Source organism: Vibrio profundum (assembly GCF_050337555.1).
GTDB classification, from domain to species: Bacteria; Pseudomonadota; Gammaproteobacteria; order Enterobacterales; family Vibrionaceae; genus Vibrio; species Vibrio profundum.
The window spans coordinates 49,771-76,399 of record NZ_JAKJTA010000009.1 but is presented as its reverse complement, the minus strand read 5'-3'; the positions used below and the strand labels follow the sequence as shown (position 1 = coordinate 76,399).

At 44.4% G+C, this 26,629-nt stretch carries 24 protein-coding genes; 11 read left to right on the top strand and 13 right to left on the bottom strand.

Annotation, left to right across the window (positions count from 1 at the left end):
• The first annotated feature begins 5 nt into the window (after window positions 1–5).
• From L4C34_RS10020 to L4C34_RS10010, 3 genes are read left to right on the top strand one after another with little or no spacing between them, the layout of a single operon-like run.
• Entirely contained in the window at window positions 6–1,730 is a 1,725-nt protein-coding gene (locus L4C34_RS10020; RefSeq protein ID WP_428789209.1) for a putative 2-aminoethylphosphonate ABC transporter permease subunit, read from the top strand.
• A 29-nt stretch (window positions 1,731–1,759) separates the two neighbouring features.
• Window positions 1,760–2,470: a phosphonate utilization transcriptional regulator PhnR gene (gene phnR, locus L4C34_RS10015; protein WP_428789208.1), complete on the top strand. Its 711-nt coding sequence runs from the start codon at window positions 1,760–1,762 to the stop codon at window positions 2,468–2,470.
• Between the two features lie 23 nt (window positions 2,471–2,493).
• The gene (locus L4C34_RS10010) at window positions 2,494–3,396 is read left to right on the top strand and encodes an EamA family transporter (protein ID WP_428789207.1); all 903 of its coding nucleotides are present in this window, start codon (window positions 2,494–2,496) and stop codon (window positions 3,394–3,396) included.
• Between the two features lie 66 nt (window positions 3,397–3,462).
• On the opposite strand, the gene L4C34_RS10005 is transcribed toward L4C34_RS10010, so the two are convergent.
• Entirely contained in the window at window positions 3,463–3,807 is a 345-nt protein-coding gene (locus L4C34_RS10005; RefSeq protein WP_428789206.1) for a DUF3802 family protein, read from the bottom strand.
• Between the two features lie 299 nt (window positions 3,808–4,106).
• Between L4C34_RS10005 and L4C34_RS10000 the strand changes: the two genes are divergently transcribed.
• From L4C34_RS10000 to L4C34_RS09980, 5 genes are all read left to right on the top strand, one after another.
• Complete coding sequence (locus L4C34_RS10000; RefSeq protein WP_428789205.1) at window positions 4,107–4,973, top strand: fructosamine kinase family protein; 867 nt, start codon at window positions 4,107–4,109, stop codon at window positions 4,971–4,973.
• Window positions 4,974–5,236: 263 nt separating this feature from the next.
• Window positions 5,237–5,440, top strand: a complete 204-nt coding sequence (locus L4C34_RS09995) for a zinc ribbon domain-containing protein (RefSeq protein ID WP_428789204.1) — start codon at window positions 5,237–5,239, stop codon at window positions 5,438–5,440.
• 218 nt (window positions 5,441–5,658) lie between these two features.
• Window positions 5,659–7,029, top strand: coding sequence for an MATE family efflux transporter (locus L4C34_RS09990; RefSeq protein WP_428789203.1), 1,371 nt, complete (start codon window positions 5,659–5,661; stop codon window positions 7,027–7,029).
• Window positions 7,030–7,238: 209 nt separating this feature from the next.
• The gene (locus L4C34_RS09985) at window positions 7,239–7,973 is read left to right on the top strand and encodes a Tll0287-like domain-containing protein (RefSeq protein WP_428789202.1); all 735 of its coding nucleotides are present in this window, start codon (window positions 7,239–7,241) and stop codon (window positions 7,971–7,973) included.
• A gap of 11 nt (window positions 7,974–7,984) precedes the next feature.
• Window positions 7,985–9,703: a methyl-accepting chemotaxis protein gene (locus L4C34_RS09980; protein WP_428789201.1), complete on the top strand. Its 1,719-nt coding sequence runs from the start codon at window positions 7,985–7,987 to the stop codon at window positions 9,701–9,703.
• Between the two features lie 16 nt (window positions 9,704–9,719).
• On the opposite strand, the gene L4C34_RS09975 is transcribed toward L4C34_RS09980, so the two are convergent.
• Window positions 9,720–10,580, bottom strand: a complete 861-nt coding sequence (locus L4C34_RS09975) for a DNA ligase (protein ID WP_428789200.1) — start codon at window positions 10,578–10,580, stop codon at window positions 9,720–9,722.
• A 278-nt stretch (window positions 10,581–10,858) separates the two neighbouring features.
• On the opposite strand from L4C34_RS09975, the gene L4C34_RS09970 reads away from it, so the two are divergent.
• Window positions 10,859–11,656 (top strand): MBL fold metallo-hydrolase, encoded by a 798-nt coding sequence (locus tag L4C34_RS09970; RefSeq protein ID WP_428789199.1) that lies wholly within the window; start codon window positions 10,859–10,861, stop codon window positions 11,654–11,656.
• A 122-nt stretch (window positions 11,657–11,778) separates the two neighbouring features.
• On the opposite strand, the gene L4C34_RS09965 is transcribed toward L4C34_RS09970, so the two are convergent.
• Genes L4C34_RS09965 through L4C34_RS09935 form a run of 7 tightly spaced genes read right to left on the bottom strand, consistent with a single transcriptional unit; the run spans window position 11,779 to window position 17,552 of the window.
• Window positions 11,779–13,545, bottom strand: a complete 1,767-nt coding sequence (locus L4C34_RS09965) for a bifunctional lysophospholipid acyltransferase family protein/GNAT family N-acetyltransferase (protein WP_428789198.1) — start codon at window positions 13,543–13,545, stop codon at window positions 11,779–11,781.
• A 2-nt stretch (window positions 13,546–13,547) separates the two neighbouring features.
• Window positions 13,548–13,997: a hypothetical protein gene (locus L4C34_RS09960; RefSeq protein ID WP_428789197.1), complete on the bottom strand. Its 450-nt coding sequence runs from the start codon at window positions 13,995–13,997 to the stop codon at window positions 13,548–13,550.
• A 9-nt stretch (window positions 13,998–14,006) separates the two neighbouring features.
• The gene (locus L4C34_RS09955; protein WP_428789196.1) at window positions 14,007–14,444 is read right to left on the bottom strand and encodes a YHS domain-containing (seleno)protein; all 438 of its coding nucleotides are present in this window, start codon (window positions 14,442–14,444) and stop codon (window positions 14,007–14,009) included.
• Between the two features lie 19 nt (window positions 14,445–14,463).
• A complete protein-coding gene (locus L4C34_RS09950) occupies window positions 14,464–15,249 on the bottom strand; it encodes an NRDE family protein (RefSeq protein ID WP_428789195.1) in 786 nt (261 codons plus the stop codon).
• A 2-nt stretch (window positions 15,250–15,251) separates the two neighbouring features.
• Window positions 15,252–15,806 carry a hypothetical protein gene (locus L4C34_RS09945; protein WP_428789194.1) on the bottom strand — a complete coding sequence of 185 codons (555 nt, stop codon included), beginning with the start codon at window positions 15,804–15,806 and terminating at the stop codon, window positions 15,252–15,254.
• A 28-nt stretch (window positions 15,807–15,834) separates the two neighbouring features.
• Window positions 15,835–16,968, bottom strand: coding sequence for a D-alanine--D-alanine ligase (locus tag L4C34_RS09940; RefSeq protein ID WP_428789193.1), 1,134 nt, complete (start codon window positions 16,966–16,968; stop codon window positions 15,835–15,837).
• A complete protein-coding gene (locus tag L4C34_RS09935) occupies window positions 16,965–17,552 on the bottom strand; it encodes a DedA family protein (protein ID WP_428789192.1) in 588 nt (195 codons plus the stop codon). Before L4C34_RS09935 ends, L4C34_RS09940 begins: the two co-directional genes overlap by 4 nt.
• A 288-nt stretch (window positions 17,553–17,840) precedes the next feature.
• On the opposite strand from L4C34_RS09935, the gene L4C34_RS09930 reads away from it, so the two are divergent.
• Together L4C34_RS09930 and L4C34_RS09925 are read left to right on the top strand one after the other, a co-directional pair.
• Window positions 17,841–20,168 carry an FdhF/YdeP family oxidoreductase gene (locus L4C34_RS09930; RefSeq protein ID WP_428789191.1) on the top strand — a complete coding sequence of 776 codons (2,328 nt, stop codon included), beginning with the start codon at window positions 17,841–17,843 and terminating at the stop codon, window positions 20,166–20,168.
• Window positions 20,169–20,392: 224 nt separating this feature from the next.
• On the top strand, window positions 20,393–20,779 hold the full coding sequence (locus L4C34_RS09925; protein WP_428789190.1) for a YgiW/YdeI family stress tolerance OB fold protein: 387 nt from the start codon (window positions 20,393–20,395) through the stop codon (window positions 20,777–20,779).
• Window positions 20,780–21,039: 260 nt separating this feature from the next.
• Here L4C34_RS09925 and L4C34_RS09920 read toward each other — a convergent pair whose 3' ends face one another.
• From L4C34_RS09920 to L4C34_RS09905, 4 genes are all read right to left on the bottom strand, one after another.
• Window positions 21,040–21,246: a hypothetical protein gene (locus L4C34_RS09920; RefSeq protein ID WP_428789189.1), complete on the bottom strand. Its 207-nt coding sequence runs from the start codon at window positions 21,244–21,246 to the stop codon at window positions 21,040–21,042.
• Window positions 21,247–21,400: 154 nt separating this feature from the next.
• Window positions 21,401–21,640: an RNA recognition motif domain-containing protein gene (locus L4C34_RS09915; RefSeq protein WP_428789188.1), complete on the bottom strand. Its 240-nt coding sequence runs from the start codon at window positions 21,638–21,640 to the stop codon at window positions 21,401–21,403.
• Between the two features lie 211 nt (window positions 21,641–21,851).
• Window positions 21,852–24,944: an efflux RND transporter permease subunit gene (locus L4C34_RS09910; protein ID WP_428789187.1), complete on the bottom strand. Its 3,093-nt coding sequence runs from the start codon at window positions 24,942–24,944 to the stop codon at window positions 21,852–21,854.
• Window positions 24,931–26,343: an efflux RND transporter periplasmic adaptor subunit gene (locus L4C34_RS09905; protein WP_428789186.1), complete on the bottom strand. Its 1,413-nt coding sequence runs from the start codon at window positions 26,341–26,343 to the stop codon at window positions 24,931–24,933. Before L4C34_RS09905 ends, L4C34_RS09910 begins: the two co-directional genes overlap by 14 nt.
• Between the last annotated feature and the right edge of the window lie 286 nt (window positions 26,344–26,629).

Below are 26,629 nucleotides of genomic sequence, written 5' to 3'. Positions count from 1 at the left end.
AGAAAATGGAATCAAAAACGATAAATCAACTAGACAGCAGACTTAACGGAAAATCCGGCTCCATGATGAGTCGAATTAGCCGCGATAACCTTGTTCTGTTTACCCTTCTGGCAACACTGAGCGTGATGATGGCATTGTTTATTCTCATGCCTCTATGGGCCATGTTGAAAACCAGTGTCCAAAATTCGGACGGCGCATTTGTGGGGCTGGCTAATTTTGCCACTTACTTTTCCTCATCTAACATGTGGCGCTCATTGGGTAACACATTCAGTGTCGGCCTGTCTGTCACTGCGATTGTTGGCCTGTTGGCGTTTGGCTACGCCTATGCGCTGACTCGTTCTTGCATGCGATGGAAAGGGCTCTTTCAAATATTGGGAAGTGCTCCCATCCTCGCGCCTTCACTATTGCCAGCCATCAGTTTTATTTTCCTATTTGGCAATCAAGGCGTTGCCAAATCTATCCTCGATGGACATTCTGTCTATGGCTCAATTGGCATTACACTCGGCTTAGCATTCTGGACTTTCCCGCATGCATTGATGATGCTCACCACTTCCCTTCGTACCTCCGATGCGCGGCTGTATGAATCCGCAAAAGCGCTGAAAACGTCACCCATTAAAACTTTCTTTGTTGTCACTTTACCTGCAGCAAAATTTGGCCTGATCAGCGCGCTAATTGTGGTATTTACTTTGGTGGTGACCGACTTTGGAGTCGCGAAAGTCATTGGCGGAAGTTACAGTGTGCTCGCAACCGATATTTTCAAACAAGTCGTTGGCCAGCAAAATTTCGCCATGGGGGCGGTCACCAGTATCGTATTATTAGTGCCAGCCATGTTGGCGTTTACTGCCGATCGTTGGGTGCAGAAAAAGCAACAGAATTTATTCGGCGCAAAATCCGTGCCCTATCAGCCCGCACCTAGCAAATTACGTGACAGGGCTTGCTTGATTTACTGCTCTGTCATTACGCTAGCCATTCTTGCGGTGCTAGGCATGGCGGTTTACGGCTCTCTAGTGACATTCTGGCCGTGGAACAAAGTGCTCACACTGCACAACTATCATTTTTCTAAAATGAGCACCTATGGATGGAGTCCATTTTTTAATTCTCTGACCCTTGCAACATGGACAGCCATACTGGGAACCTGCATTATCTTTATCGGTGCATACTGTATCGAAAAAGGGCGAGCGTTTGCGCCGATCCGCCAACTAATGCAAGTCATATCTGTTTTACCCATGGCAGTTCCGGGAATGGTGCTGGGGCTGGGGTACATTTTCTTTTTCAACGATCTACACAACCCCCTAAATGTTATCTACGGAACCATGGCCTTTCTAGTAACAAATACCATAGTGCATTACTACACCGTCGGGCATATGACCGCGCTCACAGCATTGAAGCAGCTCCCTTCTGAATTAGAAGCTACCGCCGCTTCCATTAAGCTGCCCCAATATAAACTCTTCTTTAAAGTGACCTTGCCAATTTGTCTCCCTGCGATCTTAGACATCGTCACTTACCTATTTATCAATGCATTAACCACCACTTCTGCGGTAGTATTTCTATATTCAACCAACACCATTCCAGCATCCGTGTCGGTATTAAATATGGACGACGCCGGTCAAACGGGCGCAGCAGCAGCGATGGCTGTCATGATCATGATATCGGCAGGCACGGCTAAGTTGCTCCATATCGCTGCGAGTAAACTGCTTGAAAATAAAATGTACGCATGGAGAACGCGTTAAATGGAATGGCTCACCACGGAGGGGATTGAATGCAATACGTAAAAATAAAAGATGCGATCGTTGAACAAATCACATCAGGTATGCTGACTCCGAGACAAAAGTTGCCAGCAGAACGCAAACTGGCAGAGTCTTTTGGCACTACTCGCGTAACATTACGTGAGGCGCTGTCTTTGCTGGAAGCGGAAGGCATCATTTTTAGAGAAGATAGGCGTGGCTGGTTCATTTCACCAGCTCCGTTAAAATACGATCCGACCCAAACGCTAAATTTTTCCAATATGGCAAAGGCACAAAATCGCGTGCCTAAAACGGAACTCATTTCTGCAAAGTGTATTCTAGCCAATACGCAGGCAGCGACTTTATTGCAGTTGCCGCCCTTTGCCGATGTCTACCAGATTGATCGGGTACGCTATCTAGAAGGAAGGCCTGTCGTCTTTGTCACCAATTACGTTCGCCCCGAGCTGTTTCCTGACTTACTAAATCATGACTTATCCCAGTCGCTAACCGAGATTTACCAACAGCACTATGAGACTGTCTATCAAAAAGTTCGCTATCGCATTAGCACCAGCTCATTGCTAGATCACACCGCGCAAGCACTAAGAGCGACATCCGGAACTCCGGCAACTGTCGTGGAACGCATGAACTACAGCCAAGAAGGTCAACTGATTGATTGCGACATTGAATGTTGGCGACACGACGCGATTAGCATTGAATCCGTTGCGGAGCTATCACATTCGAGTTAACACATTAAGGAATTCGTAAATACATGAGTATTGTCCCAATGGCACTGGTTGTTTTTTCTGCCATTCTGCACGCAGGCTGGAATATTCTCGGCAAAAACAATCGTGGCTCCGGTATGGCGTTTACCCTCGCCGCGAGTGCCACGGCGGCGGTGATATTAACGCCGTACATCATCTGGTATTTATTGACCGTCGGCTGGACAACTCTCCCCATGCACTTCTGGTGGATAGTCTCGGTTAGTGGTGTATGCCAAATTATCTATCTTATTGGCCTTATCATGGCTTACAAACATTCAGATATAGGGGTCGTTTATCCAGTCGCCCGCTCACTTCCAGTTATTATGGTTGGCCTTGGTAGCACTTTTCTCGGCCACCTACTTGATACACAGCAATGGATTGGCTTTACGTTGATCACACTCGGCTGTATGTGCGTTCCACTGACAAGCTTTCGTGACGTTAGAGCGAAGTCGTATTTGAATCTAGGGATTTTCTGGGCGTTAGTGGCCGCTATCGGAACCACGGGCTACTCCATTTTAGACAAACAAGCATTGGAGATGGTGTCTGAATTCGTGCGGCAGATTTTCAGCAATTCCTACACGGCAGTGTTTTATCTCGGCGTACAATTTTTAGCAATTAGCATTCCCATTTTCATGTGGTGTCTTGTTAGCAAGAAAACCTATGTAATCCAGCAAGCATGGGCGATTCGAAAACACGCAGGGTTGGCAGGCATTATGATGAGCACCACCTACGGATTGGTCTTGTCTGCCATGAACATGACCGCCAACGTCAGCCTAGTTGTCGCGCTGCGCCAAATTAGTATCGTGTTCGGTTTAATCATGGGATGTATCTTTCTTGGGGAATCATGGCGCCACACCCGAGTCATTGGTGTGGGCATGCTAATGTGCGGGTTGATATTATCTTTCAGCTAAGTGCCATAACTCTAAACCAAACGATCAAAAAACCGTGGCAAACTTAAGACCTAAAGACCTGAGCAGCTAATCGTATTTGGCGACCGCGGAATCAAATAAGTTTTTGACCAATGCGATGTATTCATCCAAAAAGTTAATCTGGTCATTGGTCGCTGGACGAGTCCAGGCTCCCGCTAACACTTCGGCTAGCTCTTCAACGACAATGTCCGCTTCTTTCAGCAGCTGAAAACGAACGGTGGAATGCAACTCAGGGTTCTGCTCAAAAATAGACATAATGTTACTAGCGATCATATCTGTCACTACGTCTTCAACGCTTTCTTCACCCGTGTCACCATCTTCTGAGGCAAACACATCCAAGTTAAACGCTAAGTGTTCTATCAAGGCAACATAACCATCGGTTTCTACAACCACACTTTATCTCCGTATAACTACAGTACTGTATTTGGAATTCCTTCAATAATACTAAGACAGAACAGCGGATATTAGCAATGTCGCAGTGCAAACCATGCGATTTTTTTGCGCTAGATTGTGTTAAAACGTAAGACAAATAAAAATAGACCTCGTTTACTTCCACGAATATCGTGATGGCTCCCTTAGTTAGCAACCAAAATCTTGAGAAAAATTATGCAATAGTTAGCTAATGATTCCGACTTTATTCGCAAAGATGTCCTAAACTATGAACAAATTGATACAACGTCTTAGGAGTCACTATGTGGCAAGCGATTTCTCAACAGCTTTCTGAGAAATTGATGTTTTCTTTTTCCATCGCCGAAAAAGTCAAACTCAGCGGTGGAGACATCAGTGATTGCTATATGGTCAGCGACGATAATGAGCGCTACTTCGTCAAAATCAACTCCCGCGACTTTATCCGTAATTTTGAGGTAGAAGCGGAGTGCATCCACCAATTAAGGGAGACTGATACCCTTTATTTGCCTGAGCTCGTGACCTTTGGCACCACTAAATCCCACTCCTTTCTTATCTTGAATTATCTCTGTTTAAAGCCGTTAGAGGACGAACAATCTCATTATCAATTTGGCCAGCAACTGGCTCGCCTTCATCAATGGGGAGAACAAAAAGAATATGGTTTTGACCAAGATACTTTTCTCGGAAATACCCTGCAACCCAACAAATGGCACAGGAAATGGGGACGTTTCTTCGCAGAGCAGCGAATCGCTTGGCAGTTGCAACTACTGAATGAAAAAGGTATTAACTTCGTTGATATTGAAGAGTTTACTCAACTTATTGAAAATTTACTCAGTAACCACCACCCTCGCCCGGCCCTTCTTCATGGTGACTTATGGCACGGGAATATCGCCAACTCAGCTTTTGGACCAGTATGCTTCGACCCTGCCAGCTATTGGGGAGACAGAGAGTGTGATGTCGCCGCAACAACACTGTTCAAATGCCTAGACCATGAATTTTACCAAGGCTATCAAAGTGTTTACCCGCTAGACGAAGGCTACCAACAAAGAAAAGATATTTATAATCTGTACCATATCCTCAACCACTGTAATTTATTCGGCGGTGATTATCTGGCTCAAGCTGAAGCAATGATCCAACGTATAATGGCCAGTTAAACTGGCTTAACTTTGTCTGTCTTAACTTTACCTGACTTAACCAATTCTGTTGTAGCTCAATCTCACTTAGTGATATCTGGCTTCAAGTATCGACATTTACTTACCTTCACCACTCGCTTTCTTAGCACAAATTATATGAAATCTTACTAACTCCAGTGTTAGTTTCCATAGCTAACAACTTTCTTAGCACTTTAGTCTATAGAATCCTCGTATCATTCGATCTGTAGTAAAATTTATGGAGAATGTTTATTAGGAATAGTCGTATGAAAAGCATTCGACGGCGCAATGTTCGCTGCCCGCATTGTGGCAGCACTATTAGTATGATGTTTGATCTCTCCAACGGTAGTGACGAGATCTATGATGACTGCCCTGCCTGCTGCCATAGCATCCATATTAATGTCATACTCAATGAAATTGATGACGAGATGTCTTTAATGGTGGACGCTGATGACGAACAAATCTTCTAACCTATCATTTTCTCACTAATCAGTTTGCTACCATAACCAAAGAGGTGCCTAGCAATCAAAATTTGTGACGACGTCACTGATGGCACCTATATCTACACTGAACCTATACCTAAACTGAATAAGCGCCCAAGGAATTCAGTTTTTAGTAGCACCGAACACAACATTTCTTTATCATTTCTAGTCCTTTTTCCTCGCTAATCCTCTGGAGCATTCTGCTTGTGCAGGCCTATAAATTTGAATCTCGTCAGCTAATAAAGCTGGCTACACCTGTTTTGATTGCCTCAGTCTCACAGACTGGTATGGGCTTCGTTGATACCATTATGGCTGGTGGCGTGAGTGCGACAGATATGGCAGCGGTGTCAATTGCTGCCAGCATTTGGCTACCTGCAATTCTATTTGGCGTTGGACTGCTTATGGCTCTGGTCCCTGTTGTTGCTCAACTAAATGGCGCGGGAAGACAACACAAAATAGCGTACGAAATTCAGCAAGGGGCGTCGATGGCGCTAATGCTGACAGTACCAATACTTTTCGTACTCTTTCAAACCAAAGAAATTCTCACATTGATGGACATCCAGCCATTAATGGCTGAAAAAACGATTGGCTTCATGCACGCCGTGATGTTTGCCGCACCAGCTTATTTGCTCTTTCAAGCTTTACGGAGCCTCACCGATGGTCTGTCGCTAACGAAACCCGCGATGGTGATTGGTTTCCTAGGGCTACTGTTTAACATCCCACTAAACTGGATTTTTGTTTACGGTAAATTCGGCGCACCCGCATTGGGTGGCGTTGGCTGTGGAGTCGCTACCGCGATTGCCTACTGGCTAATGTTTGTGATGCTGCTCGCCTACGTTGCATTCTCTCGCAAAGTTGCCCACATAAAACTTTTTAGCCAGTTCCACCCTCCACAATGGAAAGCGATGCGTCGCTTATTCAAGTTGGGACTACCCGTTGCACTCGCGGTATTTTTTGAAGTCACGTTGTTCGCTGTCGTGTCGATTTTGGTCGCTCCGCTCGGACCGTTGATCGTCGCCGCGCACCAAGTTGCCATAAACTTCTCTTCTCTCGTCTACATGTTACCAATGAGTATCGGTAATGCTGTTAGTATCCGCGTCGGGCACAAGCTCGGTGAAAAAGACATCGCCGGAGCCACCGTCGCGTCACGCGTGGGCATGTTGGTTGGAGTTAGCACCGCTGTCATCACTGCTGCATTAACCGTATTGCTTCGTGAACACATTGCGACCTTATACACCAGCAACCGAGCAGTTGTATCACTTGCAGAACACCTACTCATCTTTGCAGCAATCTACCAAATTACCGATGCGATTCAAGTCGTCGCAGCAAGTGCACTGCGTGGTTATAAGGATATGGCCGCAATCTTCAAATATACCTTTATCGCCTATTGGGTATTTGGTTTACCGACTGGCTACATTCTGGGCATGACGAATTGGGTTAGAGAGCCTATGGGTGTATACGGTTTTTGGATTGGATTTATCGTCGGTTTATGTAGCGCAGCGCTCATGCTCGGTTCTCGCTTACATTGGATGCACAAACAGTCTGACAGTACTCAGCTCGCTTTTTCACTACGATGAGTAGCGCGAATAGAGAAAGTCGTACCGTGAGTTTGAACATTCCTTCATTGAAGTGTCCGATTCATTCAACCACAACAAACTTCGTCGTCCGAATATCTAGAACCCTCGCAGTAATTGATACTATACTCACATTACGTACGCTCCCCTACTAATTAGGGTTAAGCGATTGCTTATAATTTGGGAGCTAACAATCGACAGGGATAGTCATTATGTTTACATCACGTTTATTAGGATCATTTACCTGTATTCTGCTACTTTTTACAACTGATATTACGGTCGCAGTCGCCAACTCAGATCCAGAAGTCAGTCAAGAACTTACCACACTCTATCGCGCATCCAGAAAAGTCATTTCAGTGAATCAAAAGCATATTAATGATGCTTCCATCGGTGATAAAGGTCTATCTGGGGAGGTGGTTAAAGAGCAGGCATTATCCAATTATGCCGAGGCCACAGGAACTCCGCTCGATGTTAATAATCTCACCAATGCTCAAAGTGCCATGTTATCGGCTGTTGTGTTTGTCATGGATGGGAACCAAGAATTAATTAACGAAAAAGGTGTGGGATTTAAAGGATTCTTGCCCGCCATTTTTGCTCGTCAGGTCGCCGATGAGTTTAGTACAAAAATGGCTGGAAAAATGAAAATTAAGCTAACGGCTCCTAAAAGTTACGTGAGAAATCGCGCCAACAGGCCCGATAAATGGGAAAGTAATGTTATAGAAACCAAGTTTAAGAGCGCTGACTATAAAAAAGGGACGCCATTTTATGAAGAATCGAGCGTCAAAGGAAAGCAAGCGTTTAGATTTATTTTACCTGAGTATTATGGCAAGTCCTGTTTAGGCTGTCATGGTACACCCAAAGGAGAGAGAGACATTACAGGTGGTAAAAAAGAAGGAGGTACGTTAGGTGAATTAGGTGGAGCAATCAGCCTAGTTATCTATCAGTAAAGGTAATAGGTATGTTTAAAAGTATGACGATATCGACCAAGCTAGTTGCAGGCAGTTTTGGTTTCTCTGCGATAGTAGCTTTGACGTTAATTTATGTGTTGACAACGGTTGAAAGTATTTCTTCAATCAGTGTTGATCAGCAAGAATTGGTTGTGCAGCAGGTTAATGCGATTAAACATCAAGAAGAAATGCAGTCTCTACAGGAAACAGAGCGTGGTAAATACCTGCTAGCAACGGAAATTGACAAAGAATTCCGGGAACTGAGAGCGTGGTTATTGGATTTGTCGGTTAGCTGGCTAAATGAAGCCGAAGATAACGCAAATACGACACACGAAAAACTCAATAATAAGATCCAAGAGTTATCCGTCTTAGATAAGGATCTAGCAGAAGCACTGACCAATAAGATTCAGGCATTTTATGATGTCATGCTTGAGTCTGTTGATGCGTATGTGGACGATAACCGAGTTAGAGGTAACTCTCTGATTGCAAGCGGTAGAGTTCAAGCTGAAGAGATTGGATCCCTAATATTCAATTTTCAACAGGCCGCGAACAAAAACATCGAACAAGTCAGTCAACAAGTGAAATCAGCCAACCTGGAGGTTACTCGTTCTGGTGAGCAAGTAAGAGAGTCCGCGGCGCACATTGTTGGAATGACCGCTGAGCTGTTCACTTTGTCGCTTACTTTGCTGATAATCATATTTGTATTGGGTGTTATTTATACCTATATAATGCGCCGAGAGATTTGCTCGCCGATAGAACGATTACGCAGTACGGTTGAACGTATTGAGCAACAATCGGATCTAACCAGCCGATTTGAAATCAAAAACATGGATGAAATTGGCGTCACCGGAGCCGCTTTCAATCGTATGATGGAGCAATTTTCCACGATTGTGAGTAAAGTGACGGATGCTTGTCAACAGCTTGATACTGAGGTTTCTAAGCTCGTTAGCATTATGCAAGAAACCAAACAAGGTGTGGTGGAACAGCAACATTCAACAGAACAAGTCGCCACCGCCATCAATCAAATGGCCACGACGGTGCAAGAAGTAGCTCAGCATACTGAACATGCCAAACAAGTCACGATAAATGCAACCGATGCGTCCAATCATGGCGGTGAAGTAGTCCAACGTTCGATGGATCAAGCGTTAAGCCTTTCAAAAATGATGTCGGGTGCCCATGAGGCCATCATTCAAGTAGAAAAAGAAAGCAATATTATCGGGACGGTGCTGGATGTGATACGAGGTATCTCTGAGCAGACGAATCTTCTTGCGTTAAATGCGGCAATCGAGGCCGCTCGAGCAGGTGAAGAAGGACGCGGATTTGCTGTCGTAGCAGATGAGGTTCGAAAACTGGCACAAAAGACACACGACTCCACCGAGGAAATAAATAAAATTATCAGCAATTTACAAACTGGTACTCAACACGCGGTTAGTGTGATGTCGGAAGGCGACAACGAAGCTAAGGGAGTCGTAGAACAAGCGGAAAGTGCGGGACTGGCTCTAAAGAGAATTGAAGAACAAATTTCCGAAATTAACGAGCTGAATGCCATGATTGCTTCTTCCGCCGAGGAGCAGGCAGCGGTAGCAGCAGATATTAATCAAAATATCGTATCTATCAGTGATGGGTCGGTTTCAACCACTCAAGCAGTTGAAAAAACCGTATCAGCTAGTGAAGAATTGATGCAGCTATCTCGACAATTAGCTGATTTAGTACAGCAATTTAAGGTTTGATCGCAAACTTATCTATTTACTCTTCCCGACGCTCTCGCACAAAGCGTGCAAATTTGGGGATACCGTTATGCGTCAAACCGTTATATTCAAAAGTGATAACACTTCCTAATGCTGGCGGTGTCTTTCTCATTTTATCGCTAAATCCACTACCGATATAAAATTCGACACCATCGGCCATTTTTACTCGCACTGACCCCATCATGCCACGGTATTTTCCCGCCCCATCCTTATATCCAATCACTATTCCCTCTGCATCCTGAGATTGTTTTATCTTCAACAGATCGTCACTTCTGCTGCTTTGATAATCGCTATGCTTGTTTCGCAGCATCAAACCTTCACCGCCGCTATTACTAATCTGTTCTAGAAGATCCGTAAGGCTGGCTTGATTCTCTACAGGGAATTGCTCTACATAACTGACATGTGTGTTACGCCCACTTTTGAATTGGGCTTGCAAAGCTTTATAACGTTGTATGAAGTCACCTTGGTGATCGGGTAAATCGAATACCATATATCTCACCATGCGCCACATTTGATCGTTTGGCCTTTTATCCAGAACCGTCTGCTGCACTTTGTAAAAACCTTTTCTCCCCGCCCACAACTCGCCATCGAGCTTGATGTTGGGTAATTGACTGGTAAACCAATCTGGTGCGTTTATCTGCTTCCCTGATCGTGTGACCAAAATGGAGCCCGTCCAAATTGCCCGGATGCCATCAAACTTTTCGCTCACCCAATAATCGTGTAACACTATGTCGCCACTATATAAATTAGCTAAGGCAACGTTCGTTGGTGTATTAGGTACATGATTCGTAGAGGAGTTAAATTCACTAGCGATAGCGGAGCTAATTGCTAGTGATAACAAGGATAAGGTCAGTTTCATCAAGGTCACTCTGTGTAAAATACGCTTGTGTAGGCTAACTCCATCACATGCGCACAGCGAGATCTTAAACACCTAACATTCTAGACTTCTAAGACTTTGCCGATTGACTCATATCGCAGTTACCAATATATCGACTTTCAGTCGCAAATAGACCCAGTGATATACGCCCCTGCTAGGCCGGAATTTCCATACTTCTTTTTAGCAAGTTTGCGCTACCGAAGGAGACTACTAAACTCAATAACAGTAGTTAAGTTTTTCCTGACAGTTGAGGAAATATTATGGCCACCCAGAAAATCCAACATTTTTTCCATCCCCAGTCTGGCACCATTAGTTATGTCATTTCAGACAAAAATACCAAGGAAGCGGTCATTATCGACCCTGTCGCCGACTACAATGCCGCCGAAAACAAAGTCAGTTTCGAATCGGCGCAAGAGATCGAAAAGTACATAAGCAAGAACTCGCTACACGTTAGCGCGATTTTGGAAACACATGTACATGCCGACCACCTCTCTGGATCTTTCTATCTAAGCAAGCGGATGAACGCCCCTATCCACGTTTCGGATAAGGTTAAAGAGGTATATTCGGCGTGGAAAGACGAACTTGGTTTAAGTGAGATGTACCACTTTGAACACTACTTATTAGACCAAGAGCATCTTGAGTTTGGTGACTCCGATCTAGAAGTCATCCGCACCCCAGGGCATACCTCTTCCGATGTCACTTACAAGATCGGTGATGCATTGTTCGTGGGAGACACTCTATTTCATCACGGAACAGGTCGTTCAGATTTCCCTGGCGGCGGCGCGGGAGATTTATTTGAATCTATCGCCAAACTGTATCAAATGAGCGACAACACTGAGGTTTACCTATGCCATAACTACCCCAAAGACCAAGAGCATTTGGTGTATAAAACAAGCATCGGTGAAGAAAAACACGACAATGATTTCTTAAGCGATTGTACTTCTAAAGCGGAGTTCGTCGACAAACGCCAGCACAGAGACGAACAACTCGCTGCCCCTAAACTGATTAACCAAGCGCTAAAATATAACCTGACTGCAACACCACCTGAGGCACTATAAGCTCAAGTTGCTAAACCTATAAGTTCAAGTTGCTAAACCCATAAGCCGCTGTAATGACGATAAAATAAAGTCAGTACAGCGGCATCATATCAATGGATAATACTCAGTATTTAACGTTGAGGCTACGTTGTCTTCGCCGACTCATCGTAATGATGTTCTAAATACCACTGCGCTCGATCTCGTCCCATATATTTACCAAGCGTTTTTATCGGGACAATTTTTAAATTAACGACAATTAAACCATCTAAAGCATCATTAAAAGCTGGATCCACATTAAAACACACCAACTTACCGTTCATTCCCAAATATTGACGTAACAGAACCGGTAAGCCTTTACCTTGCTCCATGCGCGACAACACTTTCGACAACATCGACACGTTAGCAAGCGAAGACAGCAAGTTAGACTGCCAAAACGTTTCACCCGTATTTCTTAGCGGCCGGGATGGTTTCACTAATTGAGCTTTTTTCTGATCGTAATGATGCACTGACAGTGTCGCCGCCATGAGATGACGAGCTGTATGACTGTACTCATTACTGATGCTCACTGGTCCAAACAAATGGGTATATTTAGGATTACGATAAACGAACGTTGCAATGCCCTTCCAAAGCAGTAGTAAAGAGTTTAAGTTGCGTTGATATTTCGCGGCAACAACAGAGCGGCCAACTTCAATACAATGCCCTAACGTATCGATAAACGCCTGATCATATTCAAATAAGCTGCGAGAATATAAGCCATCTATGCCTTTTTCTTTCAATAGCTGATCGACTAAACCGAGGCGATACGAGCCCACCAATTCCTTCGCTTCTTTGTGCCAGACGAAAAGCTGCAAATAATGAAGATCATATTCATCGACATCACAAGCTAGCCCCGCACCTTCGCCAACTTGGCGAAAGCTTTCTTCTCGCACTCGCCCAATTTCTTGCATCATCAAAGGGATTTTTTGCGTGCCAATGCAGTAAACCGCAAACTCTCCCTGATCTAACAAACAGGCGTCCATTGGTAGGTTTTCAACTTCTTGCGCCAGTTGTTCTGGATCAATCGCCTCAATTATAGGGGTTTGATAAGTCGTGATTGGGTCCGCCGGTCTGTGACTCTCAGGCGACATTAAATAAGTATTGAGACGGAAATAACTCACTACATCCTTGTCTTTTTCGAAGCTCTTAACTTCATTGTAAGGAATTGGGCTTCCAACAGAGATCGAGATGGTTTTTTCACTTTTGTTCAGCAGTTCTCGCCCTAAAAGTGCGGTCCTAAGCATCGGATGCACTTTACCCGCTCGATAAAACATAGAGCTGTTACGGCCATTGATAAAAATCGGCAATGTAACGGCTTGGCTGCGCTTAACAAACTTGGCAACCGATGTACTCCACTCGATATCTAGCAATTGTTGCGAAGACTTATTATAAGTCGACACTTCCCCTGCAGGAAATACCACTAAAACGCCCCCATCGGCTAGATGCTGATGCGCCTCTCTAATAGCTCTCGCGTTAGTCCTCCTTGAATTAGGGCCGTCAAACACATCAATACCGATAAACAGATCATCGATTTCAGGCAAGCGCTTCAATATTTGATTAGCTAACACTTTGACATCTTTGCGGACTTCTCCAATAAAGTCCGCCAAAATGACACCTTCAATCGCTCCCAATGGATGATTAGCAACAATCACTAGAGGGCCAGTTTCTGGGATAGATTCATGTCCTCCTCTCGCAATGTCATAACGAATATTGAGCGTTGATAATGTGTAATTCATAAATTCAAAACTCGATGGCGCCGCAGGACGCTTTTGATAATGAGCATCAAGCTTTGATAAACCTGTAATCCATTCCAGCAACGATTCTCCGATACCAAAAGGAGTTTGGCGACTCAGTCTAAACGGGCTTCCTAGCATATTTATGCTTCCTTATTGAGTATCTGAAACAGAATTCCACCATGTTTGAGGTCTTGAACAATCAGGTACACACCACATAACCACACCGTACAAGCCATTCCAAATAGCAGGCCGCTATCATTGCCAACAATGTTTCCTGTCATATCAAACTCTGGCATAACAATTCCGAGTGGTGTGAATAAGTGGAAAAATATTGCGCCAGACATGATGCCCACCGACATCAGCGCCCCGATACCATGCCAACGCGTAAACAATAAAATTGCCGCTATCAATTCGGCTCCGCCAATGAGGTAGCCTCCAACTTGACCAAACCAATCTAGGCCAGACCAATTCGCTAAAGTGCCGAAAATATAATCAGTTTCATAAGATCCTGTGAATTTAAAAAATAACGACTGAACAAAGACAAATGTGATGAATGCTGATGGTAAATGTTTACGAACGGTAAAAGTCATAGCGCGCTCCTATTTAATCAACTTAGGCCAATTCACGTTTGCTTGGCTGATGAATTTTGCTCTATCTGTTTCCCACTTATCTTTAATGGATTTGTCGTAGTTAACGTAAAGTTTGCCATCGACAATCGACCACTGCTGAGGATCGCCTGGCGCAAAATCGTTCTTAGCCCCAATCGCCCAAGCGCAGTAGCCACCGTATTGAGGAGCGTATTTAGTTGGATCAGCTTTGAAAAGTTCAAGGTTTTTCTCGGTCGAAAAGTTCCAAACCGCCCCTTTGTATTCAGTGGAGTAATCAGAATTACCTTTAACAGGTTTGTTTTGCGTGAAATACGCCACCGTATCGTAGCCCTCCAACGCTTTATCACTAAAGAATCCAGTGTATATTGCGTCCTGTGCAAAAGAGCTAAAGCTCATGATCAGCAGGACAAAGCCTAGTATTTTTTTCATAACTTAACTTCCTTCTAAATTACGATATTGTGTTTGTTATGGAGCGAAAACTTGCGACGCTTCCATATGCTTGCGACGTTTCGATATGAACCGCGCCTTGTTCAAGCGCTTTATGAGTTAGATTCTGACAAGGACTGCCTGCTACATACGACATTTTCCTCTGAGTGCCGGTCACTTCAAGAAGAGTAAAACTGACGGTTTGAGCATCTTCTCGATGCATACAAGTCGATAAATGTGAATACTGAGGGTGATGATGTGTATGGAATTTCAAAAGCGAATGTTTATCCTTACCCGCGGCAATGATCTCCTTATACATATTTAACCTCGCGTCTTTCACTCGCTCAAGATCCACGCCTGAAGAAAACAACGGGCAATCTGTAGGAAAAATACTACTTTCAACCCCGTCCCATGCATATGCCATAACGTCAGATTTGCTAGCATTTAGAGAAGGGTCAAAGGCAAGTAAGGTAAAAGGCGCGAATTGCAATAAGTCAATGCGAGAAAACGCCAGTGAGACTTCCGCTACAGTACTACTTATTGATAGTTGCTTGAGCAACATCCCTCGGCTAACCAATTCTCCTTTGGGAACTTGCCCTTGATAGTTGTTCAGCAAACATAGGGACAAACCAAACTCATTTAAACTTATCCAGCTGCCGCTGCCGACAGGATCGATGGGCATGACCACATTTACCCCTTCAATGTTCAATACTTCTGGCGGTTTGGCCACAGTGCGAGTCTTTTGCTCATCTCGATTGAAAAAGACTTGGTATCCTTGTTTATTCACCAGCCAAGACACGGAACACATACCTATTGCCCTCTTATATGAGTAGCGGTTGCCGGAGCGATACCAAAAGAATTATCTGACGGGCTGCCGAGTAATCCTGCCATAATTTTTGTCAGCGCATAGTGATGCGTCGCATGAAGTGCCGCGAATGTGAGCTCACGTCCCAGAGTCGAGCCCATTTCACAGCTCTTTGTTGCACAAGGGGAAACCTCAGTAATCACTGACACTGGCGTTAACAATTCAGGCTCATTTTTGCTCTTTAGCCAATGAATCACACCGCTAAGTTCCATTTCGGCACTGTGCCTATAGCGCTCAACTTCATGACCACGTCGACGCTGATTGTAATCTATCGCATGATTGGCATGCATAATGGCATGAAAAACATCTAAAATATGACGAAAGTGCTCACCGATGGAGCTGATAAAGTGCGGTTTAATAATCACCGTGTACTCTTCCTCGGAGAGCTTGGCCAAAAAAGAGGCTCCCTGCTGCAAGGTATCAATACAACCAGTGATCACAGCTGGGTTAACGTTATTGACGCTGTTCTTAGTAATCGTTGAATCTGTGATGGCTAACATACACTTCCTTATTATTCTTAGACCAAGCTCAATCCGTGCTTGGGTATTGCTGAGTCAATAACTTTTCTTCTCGCCATGCTTTAAATAAGCTTGAGATTGGCGGGCTTTTGTATCCACGCTTTTTTTGCTTTGCCCCAATATCAAACAAAATCCGGTATTGTTTGAGTAGCGTTGAAAATATCTCTTTTAGCGGTGTATTGCGATCCCAGATATGTGCGGCTTCGCTGCTGGCGCCATTAATTTCTAAAATAGTAAAACGCTCTCCCTGCATAAAGCTGTTGATGTCGTCAAATTTGATATCTAAACGGCCGTAGTGGAAGTCTTCTATATCATCGAAAATTTGGTCTAGCTTGCTTGCCAGCTCTTCGGTAATAAACTGATTACCATCACGGAAAATAGAACCCCGACTATGGCTTCCCGCAAAAGCCAGCTGGAACTCCTTTCCTGCTTCAACTACGTCATCTAGAAGGTGGATATGGCGAGGAAAATACAAATGTTTCAACGCCCCTGCGCGTGGACACGCCTCAATAAGTTCTCTCAGTGTATGTCTACCGTCACCCATCACAGATGGGGCATATTTCAAAGTCAAAGAGATGATTTTCCCTTTGTCTTCCCCCGGATAACGGACATAAAACACCCCAGCTTCAGCTGAGTAAATCGCTTTTTTCTGTAATAAAAAACGCGCGCTAATCGGAAAGCTGGCAATATAATCCGATAATTTCGCTTGGTTAGTGATGAGTTTGACGCCGACACCACGGCAGCCTAAATCAGGCTTGGCGACCACAGGAAAATCCAATTGCGCCGCATTCATCGCCTCTTGCGCTAATTGGGTTTGTTGCTCGATGGTCAACGCAGACTTAGTCCGCGTTGTGAAGGGAGAGATCCATTCTTTTGCGTTATCTCCTGCTAGGCTCAAAATATCGTGCTTCGACTCACCAACCATGCCACTCAGTTTAATACTGGGGTTAACAATCAGTGGCAACCGCCAATCTACATACTTGATTCCCTGAAAAAAACTCTGGATCACCACAGGAGTATAAAAAAACCAACTTGGCAAAAATTCATAGGGAGAAATAGCACGGCGGGTATCTATTTCTAAGATAGGCATCCCAGCATTCACGCAACCGGGAGCAATACATGGTATCGGTTGTTTTTGAATCATGAGTACCCTCGTGTAAAAGATTTGTTGACGACGCGATTCAGTATATAAAGCACACCAAGCGCTATTGGAACCAATATCCAATGATGCTGTGAAGACTGAATCCAAGATGTCATCCCTAAGTAATAAATAGTTGAGAAGACAAGCAAAGTCCAAATGGCGGTAGCAAAAATGACGGCTAGAAAAAACGTCAAAATGGGGATTGAGAAAAAGCCACTAAGAGTAAACCCAACACTACGCAGCCCTGGTACAAAGCGGATGATGAATAAGTTTAAAAAGGCGTTTTTTCTAAATCGTTTACGTAGCAACCGAAAGTATCGGTTTGTAAGAGCGCGATAACGAACGCCTCGAAAGTGCTGACAATATTTACCTAGGTAGTAAAGAGCGATATCTCCCGACGCTATGCCAATAAATATCGCTAAGAGTGCTAACGGAAAGCTCAACGTTCCTTGCGCTGCCAATACAGCCGCCGTAATGATCGCCAAGTCCTCAAGCAGGTAAGACAAAACGATAATCCCAACAAACAGCCAGTACCAAGCATCATGTGAGGTAGTTAAATACGCTTGTAATTCGGCAATAAACGACACGGCTTCTCCTTTTCCAAACAAACTTAAAAGTTGTTATTGTTTGAATTCCATTAACTTTTATACAATAACGAACCGGTTACATTTGTCGACACACTTACTATCAGACCGAGAGGTCACAAAAAAAATTTCATTTCAACGTCAGCACATCGTTTACGGCTTTGTTATGCAACTGCTACCTATCATGTCGCTGCTATGTGCTATGTGCTATGTGCTATGTGCTATGTGCTATGTGCTATGTAACCACTATAAATCTAACAATACGAAGAAACACAGGCTCAAGGTCAACTCATGGTTAAAAAGAAGATAGAAAAATACCAGCACGCTGCCGGAGGTTGGGGAGCGTTAACGAACACCACCCGTCACCTACTTAAAAGTGAAAACGTTGCAAAGAATATCCGTAACCTCCTTCACACCAATCAAGATTTCGGCTTTGATTGCCCCGGCTGCGCATGGGGAGAAGAGCGCGAAGACGCAAAATTTAAGTTCTGCGAAAATGGTGCGAAAGCTGTCAACTGGGAGGCAACCAGCAAGCGGGTCACCCGAGAATTTTTCCAGCAGCACTCTGTCAAATGGCTACGCAAGCAAGGCGGTTATTATCTCGAATATCAAGGCCGCCTTGCTGAACCTATGACTTACAACCCGACCAGTGACCACTATGAGCCCACCAGCTGGGACGAGGCTTTTTCTTTAATTGCCAAAGAGCTAAATCAACTCGACAGCCCAGATCAGGCAGAGTTTTATACTTCCGGAAGAGCAAGTAATGAAGCGGCTTTTCTTTACCAGCTGTTCGTTCGACTCTACGGAACGAACAATTTTCCCGATTGTTCAAATATGTGTCATGAGGCCAGTGGCATTGCTCTTAATCAAGCCATTGGTATTGGTAAAGGGACAGTCACTCTCAAAGATTTCGAACACGCCGATGCCATATTTATCTTTGGTCAGAACCCAGCCACCAACCACCCACGTATGATGGATACGCTTTACAAAGCCTCACGTCGTGGAGCGAACGTTGTCAGTTTCAATACTCTCAAAGAACGCGGTTTGCAGCGCTTTGCCAACCCCCAGAACAAACTAGAAATGATCAAACGAGGCTCAACGCCAATCAGCAGTTTGTATCTCACTCCCAAATTGGGCGGTGATATGGCTGCGGTACGTGGCATGGTGAAAGCTATGCTAGCGATTGACCGAGAGAAACAGCACAATAAGCAACAAGGCATCTTCGATGAACAATTCCTTGCTACTCACTGTATTGGAATGGACGAATATTTATCTCAAGTCGACGCCACCAGCTGGGAAAAAATTGAGGTTCAGTCAGGACTGTCCCAGTCAGAGATTGAGAAAGCGGCTAACGTTCACTTACAAGCAAAATCAGTAATCTGTACTTGGGCAATGGGTATTACCCAGCACAAACATTCCGTTGCCACCATTCAAGAAATTACGAACTTGCAACTGCTGAGAGGTCAGATAGGTAAACCGGGAGCGGGATTGTGTCCAGTTCGAGGCCATAGTAATGTGCAAGGCGATCGCACAATGGGCATCAACGAACACCCTAGCCCCGCTTTCTTAGATAGTCTTGGCCAAGCCTTTGACTTTGCCCCGCCGCGCCACTCAGGGCACAATGCAGTGCAAGCGATCCAAGCGATGCTCGAAGGCAGAAGTAAAGTATTCATCGGATTAGGCGGAAATTTCGCCGCCGCAACACCAGATACTCTTATCACTGAGCAAGCGTTGACGAACTGCGACCTAACTGTGCATATTGCAACCAAGTTGAACCGCAGCCATCTCGTCACCGGTAAAAAAGCGCTTATTTTACCTTGTCTTGGCAGGACCGATATCGATATACAGGCGGCTGGCCCACAAAAAGTTACGGTAGAAGATTCATTTAGCATGGTTCATGCGTCTGCAGGCGCGATTGAAAGCGACACCGCTGAGATGCGCTCGGAGCCTGCAATAATCGGGGGGATCGCCAAAGCGACAGTCGGAAGTGAACCAGTCGATTGGGACAAGCTCATCGGAAATTATGACTTTATACGAGATAAAATATCTCAAACCCTGCCAGAATTTACCGAGTTCAACCATAAGATAAGCCGCCCTGGTGGATTTTACTTAGGCAATTCTGCTGCTGAACTGCGCTGGGCAACACCGACAAAAAAAGCGAAGTTATTTGCTCACCCATTGCCCAGCTCAGTCATTCCCGACATTGTCCGAGACGACCTTCAACCGGATAAACTTGTTCTGCAAACCCTTCGCTCACACGATCAGTACAATACAACTCTCTATGGTATGGATGATCGCTATAGAGGCGTATATGGGCAGAGAAAAGTACTGTTTATGAACAAAAAGGATATCGGTGCGTTAGGGTTCAAAAACGGTGATACCGTGTCCATGCGCAGTATTTGGACTGACGACGTAGAGCGAGTCGTGAGCGGCTTTACTGTGGTAGAGTACAATGTCCCCAAAGGAAACCTAGCCGCCTATTACCCTGAGACAAACCCACTGGTGCCACTTGGCAGCATGGGAGATCTAAGCTGGACTCCAACCTCTAAATCAATCGCTGTTGAGGTCTTTTCGGAAACAAACAACAACCAGACTATCCAATACCAAGAGAAAGTCTAACCCTTTACAGGTAGTGACAGGATCACCTCTCCTGTCACTAATTCGCCCCTCTCCTTGCCCTACACTCGCTCGCTATTCTAAAAACGAACGACGACAATGACCAAATAATATCTGGGTTCTTTTTGAATTAATGATTAGATAAACAAGTTATTCAGTCTCAATTAATATGAACGGCTTTATTATTTCTCTCGTAGTAACACGCAAATACACAAGAGGGATACACAATGAAAAAGCTATTAATCGCTTCTGCTATAATTTTTGCTTCGGCGTCTGCTATGGCTGCGCCAAAGCACCACAATCTTGATAAACAGCAAGGCGGAGGCTTTACTGGACCAACAGCCGACTCAGTCATCACCACAGCAAGTGCCGCGCAAAAAGCGGGGGACGATGAAAACGTCAAATTAACGGGTTATATCGTTCAATCACTAGGCGACGAGAACTATATGTTTAAAGACTCTACGGGTCAGGTTCAAGTTGATATCGACGACGATCACTGGAATGGAGTCAATGCCACACCGTCAACCAAAGTCGTTCTTAAAGGTGAGATTGATAAAGACTGGACTTCACGCACCATTGACGTGAAAAAGGTGTCGCTTGCCCAAGCGCAATGATCCTAAAAAGTATCAGCAGTTGCCCTTCTTAGCTTGACCGGGAGGGCAAAATTTCCCATGGGAATGCTCGTCATTGGTGCTTACTTTCACGTCCACATCGTGAACTTTCCCTTCGACCCGGGTAAGCTGACACCCAGTAAGTACAACGCTCAAAACAATCAGCATCAAATAATGTTTCATCATGATCTCATTTCACTCAAGTATTCTAACTGCTCTCCCTTTATATTAGTCGAGGCTACTGCCAAGAAGAGCCAATTCCGTCACTTCCTTTGTGATTCAGCGAACTTGTCTCGACAAGCTTGATGAGCTTCAGCGTAACTAGGAAAAACACCGACGATGCTTTGCTTCGGGAATATTTTACGCAAAGCAAAACCCAGTTCACTGTTCGTGGCACCCCAAGTCGCAGTATCCAATAACCGATTTTCAAACGTTATTGTAAAGTCACCATGGATATTACGCTTTGTCATCAAATGGCCTAACTTTTTAGATTATTGCCTAAGATTCAGTATAGCTAACGATCTTGAACAGTAATAATCCAGCTCTGCGCAGAAATGAGTTAGGAGACACCCACAAAAAAGCCAGCAAATAACATTGCTGGCTTTTTTAGTAAAGACGCGAAATTTAGCTTTCCGCTCTCTTTACACGAATCTTGCTTTTCGCAACATCAGTAAGGTTCAAACTTGCAATTGCAGCTTTTGCTTCCCCATCATCTGGCATCTCAACAAACGCAAAGCCCTTCGACTTACCTGTCTCTTGATCCAAAACCAGTGTGCATTGGCCAACAGTGCCATGAGAAGAAAAGAGAGTACGAACTTCGTGCTCAGTTGTAGTGCGAGCAAGATTGCGAACTAAAAGTTTCATAATGAACCTTCGAAAATAAATTAGGCAGGGATTCTCTCAGGTTCGGAGCCATAAGCCAAGGCCGTTCTGCTAATGTAGCGACTAACTGACCACTCATATTTAACTTTCGAAACTGACTGCAGTCAAAGTGAACATCCGAGACGTGAGCCAAAAATAAAGCCGCTAATACGCGGCTTTATTTATCTGGTTATCTATTTGGCTATTTGGCTATTTATTCAGCTTTTGGTTTACTTCGCCTAAGCTGACGTAACTGGAAGATAATATCTTGCTGTTTTAACTTTGCCATCAACACATAGGCAATCGGCACCACGAACAGCGAGAACAAGGTTCCCAATACCAGCCCGCCGACCAAAACTAAGCCGATGTTGATACGACCAATCGAACCCGGCCCGACGGCAAGCGCTAAAGGAAGAGAACCGATTATCATCGTCAGCGACGTCATCAAAATTGGTCGCAAACGTGAACGTGCACTCTCTATGGCTGCATCTAGGGCTGACACTCCCTCTTTTTGCTGTTGTTTGTTGGCAAACTCTACAAGAAGAATACCGTGTTTCGTCACAAGCCCGACTAGCGTCAATAAGCCTATCTTCGAATAGATATTTAGGCTCTGCCCAAAGACACTGAGCGTGAGGATAGCCCCTACCAAACACAGAGGTACGGTCAATAAGATAATTAATGGGTCGACAAAACTTTCAAACTGAGCCGCAAGAATCAAGAAAATGAACACTAATGCCATACCAAACAGTACATTGGTGCCTTGAGAAGAGTCTTGCAGATCTTTCACCACGCCGTTGAATTGATAAGACTGACCATTTTTCAACAAATCAGGCACATGTTTATCGATAAACGTCTGAACATCACTCGCACTGTAACCCGGCATCAAATCGGCGGTAATTTCTGCTGAATCCAAACCATTGAAGGTTTTAATGTGAGATTCCGCGGTTGCTTGTTTAATCGTCACAAACTGTGAAAGTGGTAATTGTTGGCCAGAGCCAGATAACACATACAGCTTATCGAGAACTTTAAAGTCGCCCAGCATCTTTCTGTTAACTTGCACACGGATCGGATAAGTATAACCATCGTCCATCTTTAGATCAGCAGCTTTGACTGAACCAAGGAAAGTAGAAAGCGCACTCGTCACATCCGAATAGTCTACTCCTGAAAGCACTACAGCATTTTGGTCAATGGATAAATCAAAGCGCAATAGATCGCGTTGCATAGAGTTTTGCACATTGTTGACACCCGGGTAGTTTTCCAGAGCTTTCACCACCTTGTGGGCGCTATCACCCAGAGCACCTAAATTGCGGTTAACTGTGGTCACTTCCAACACCAAGCCCGACGGCAAGTTGAGGTTGTCTGCCGAACGTACCGACATAGAAACACCATACGCAGAGACTGTCGATTTGGCTTTTTTAAGGAGCTGACTAATCACTTGCTCAATATTCTGCTTACGCTCATCCCATGGTTTCAGTATGACTTGATTCTCAGGTGTGCCCTCAATATAAGACATATTCGCTTCAATCGCTGGGTCACCTTTAAATACACTGTTTAACTGGGCGTTATTCTGCAAATGATACTCACGCCCCACGCCACTTGGTGATTTAGTCGAAACCGCAATGAAGCCCGTATCTTCAGTTGGTAACAGCACTTGAGGCATTAACCACGCAGCTAACACTGACAAAGCAATGAGTCCTGTACAGATCGCGGATAGCCATTTTTTATTGTTAAATGTCAGCTTTAATAAACGTACATACCTTTCGGTTAACGCTTCAATCTTATGTTCGACCCATTGAAACCAACTCGGCGCTGTTTCCATTGGTTTGAGCATATGCGCACTCATCATTGGCGACAAGGTTAAGGCAACAAAGCCAGAAATAATCACGGCAGATGCTAAGGTAAACGCAAACTGGTGGAATAAATCAGCGGTGAGTCCAGACATCAAACCGATTGGGAAAAACACGGCTGCTAAAGTCAGCGTCATTGCGATCACAGGGAAAACAATTTCTTTGCTTCCTTCCAACGCTGCTTGCATTGGGGTTTTCCCTTGCTCAATGTGGCGATAACAGTTTTCTACCACAACAATGGCGTCGTCGACCACCAAACCGATGGCGAGAATGATCGCCAAAATGGTGAGTACGTTAATACTAAAGCCGAGCGCAGCCATCACCGCAAATACGCCAATTACACACACTGGGATGGTCACCAGAGGAATCATGGCGACTCTCATCGACCCTAAAAATAATACCACCACAATCGAAACCAAAATAATCGCGATAATGAGCGTTTTAAAGCCTTCATCAATAGAAGCTTTGATGAAATCTGCTTGGTTATACACCATCTTCATGGTGATCGAGCTTGGGATGTGCATTTTCGCCATCGCCTGAGTCACTCGATGTGAAACGACGACTGGGTTTTCGCTTTTCAGCGGTAACGTCTGAATCGACATCGCCAGCTTGCCATTTACTCGCAAAATTGAAGGAGTAAGACTGGATTCTCCCATGACAACATTTGCTACGTCCCCTACTCGAACGATCTTGCCATTATCATCTCGAATCACTAGGTTGCGTACATCATCCACGTTCTTAACTGGGTTCACTGGATTGATGGAGAAATCACGGACTTCACCTTTAATCGTGCCCGCCGTAAAAGTCGCGTTATATTTGCTTAGTGTGCTCACGACATCGGTCGCGCTTACGCCAACAGACATCATTTTTTCTGGTTGTAACCACACTCGAACTGATTTTAAACTGCCACCGTATGGTCCCCATACCGCGCCAACGCCCGGTATATGTTGAAACTGAGGAACGAGCTGCTGGCGAATGTAGTCATACATTTCTTGCTTAGAGATATTGCCACTCGCCACAAAAGTAATAATGTTACTCGGCAGTGCATTTTCAGATGAGTCGTCGGTAACAACGGGTTTATCAATCATGCTCGGTGGAAAATCCGAAATCGACTCAATTTTGCTGCGCAGATTATTCATCAGACTGGCGTATTTCACATCAGATACGTTGTCATTGAAGTAAATCTGCAACTGGCAACTACCTTGTTGGCAATCGGTGTTCATGCTCTTAACCGATTCCAAACCCGTTGCCGCTGAAATCAGTTTATCCGCCACATTATCCGACATGAATTCTGCGCTAGCACCGTCAATGCTAGCTGAAACCGTCGCATTCGGCGCTCTGTGATCAGGAAAGTATTGAATAGGTAACTTGTTTAACGCGAGCGCACCCAGCAAAACAATGGCAATGCACATCACACTGGCAAAAACTGGGTGCTTAATACATACCTCAGGCAGCTTCATTATTCATACCCTTAGAGTCCTGTTTTACAGGGGTTGATTGGCTTGATGGTTGTACCTTATCCTGTGATTTAGGTATCGGTTTGACGTTTTGTTCCAGCTTAACTTTTGCCTCCGGCTTCACTGGCTGTTGCGGATTAGCCTTAGATTGAATTGTCAGAGGTTGAGGCTCGGCCACTACCGTATTAGCGCTACTCTTGCTATCAGCTTGTTCTGTTGAACCCACCTGATTATCTTTGTTTGCCGCCGTTTTTTCTGGTGCGGGCTGTGTAGTTGAGGACTGCTGCGTTGCTGACGCTTTAACTACTGGGGCAACATTGGGCTGTGTAGCTGGTTTTGTTGGTTCCACACCTGCATTCTTAGTCTCAGCATTTTGCAGTTTAACCACGGAGTCCACCTTCAAGTTTTGTTGACCCGCCACAACGACATTATCTCCAACTGAAATACCTTTGATGATCGCGACATAGCCATCGTTGGTGTTATCACCAAGTTGGACTTCTTGCTCAGTCACATCTTTGCCGTTATACAGCCACACGTAACGATGATCGCCATCAACTAATACCGCTTCTTGCGACACAATCGGATAAGTCACTTTTCGACTAGAATACTGGATAACATTGGCAAACATACCAGGAACCAGCAACTTATGATCATTTTTAATACTAGCGTGGACTTCAATACGCCCTGATTGTCTATCTACTTGTGGGGCAATGTAGTTAACGGCGCCAGTAAACACTTTATCTTTAAAAGCATCAACCTTAACGCTTACCTTTTGGCCAATTTTTGCTTCCCCCAAATCTTTTTGTCCGATGGAGTAATTAACTTGAACAGGATCGCTTTTAATCAAGGTAATCACGACATCCGAATTATCTAATCGGCTGCCAATCGAATAATTGAAACTCGTTAATCGACCATCAAATGGGGCTATCAGCTGGTAATTCTGTAAATCAGTTTTTTTCTGGTCGACATCAACTTTAGCCAAATTAGTTTGGAGTTTTTGATTTTCTATGTCTTGCTTGGCAATCGAATCAGGCTGTTTTTTCACCAAGGCTAACATACGGGTTAGCTTAGACTGATCAATCGCATATTGTGTTTCTGCTTTATCTAGCTCAGCTTTCGCTTGGGTATTATCAAGCGCAGCAATCACGCTACCCTTTTTAACGTAAGCGCCATCTTTAAAAAATTTAGCGATCAACTTTTCAGACGCGCTGAACGTAAGATCGGTTGAATCAACAGGAATGATTTTTCCCACTTCCTGCTGCTTGTCCGTAAACTGGCGATTTTTAACAACCTGTACTTTGATTGGTATCGCTGTTTGCTGTGGCTCATCAGCCCATGACGAAGTAGTAAATAGTAATGGCAAGCCTAACGCCATAACTAAGGCTCTTATTTTTATATTCATGACAACACTCTATCAAAGGCAATTAAGCGCACTATGGTATCTATATAAATCTATGCTAGGTTATCGTATTGTCAAAGCTACGTATAATTATGCTCTTAGCAACAGAACACTTGGTGATATTACTACAGATTAGAGAATGTAAAGTAATAATGGCTTTTTGATACTCAAATCGTTCCATAGTTTACCTAAATCCCAACTTAATTTAGTGACAATGTCACCTTCATATTACTCATTTCAGTTGCTAGCAATTTGGCATGGAAAGCGACGAATATGTGCTAACATAATG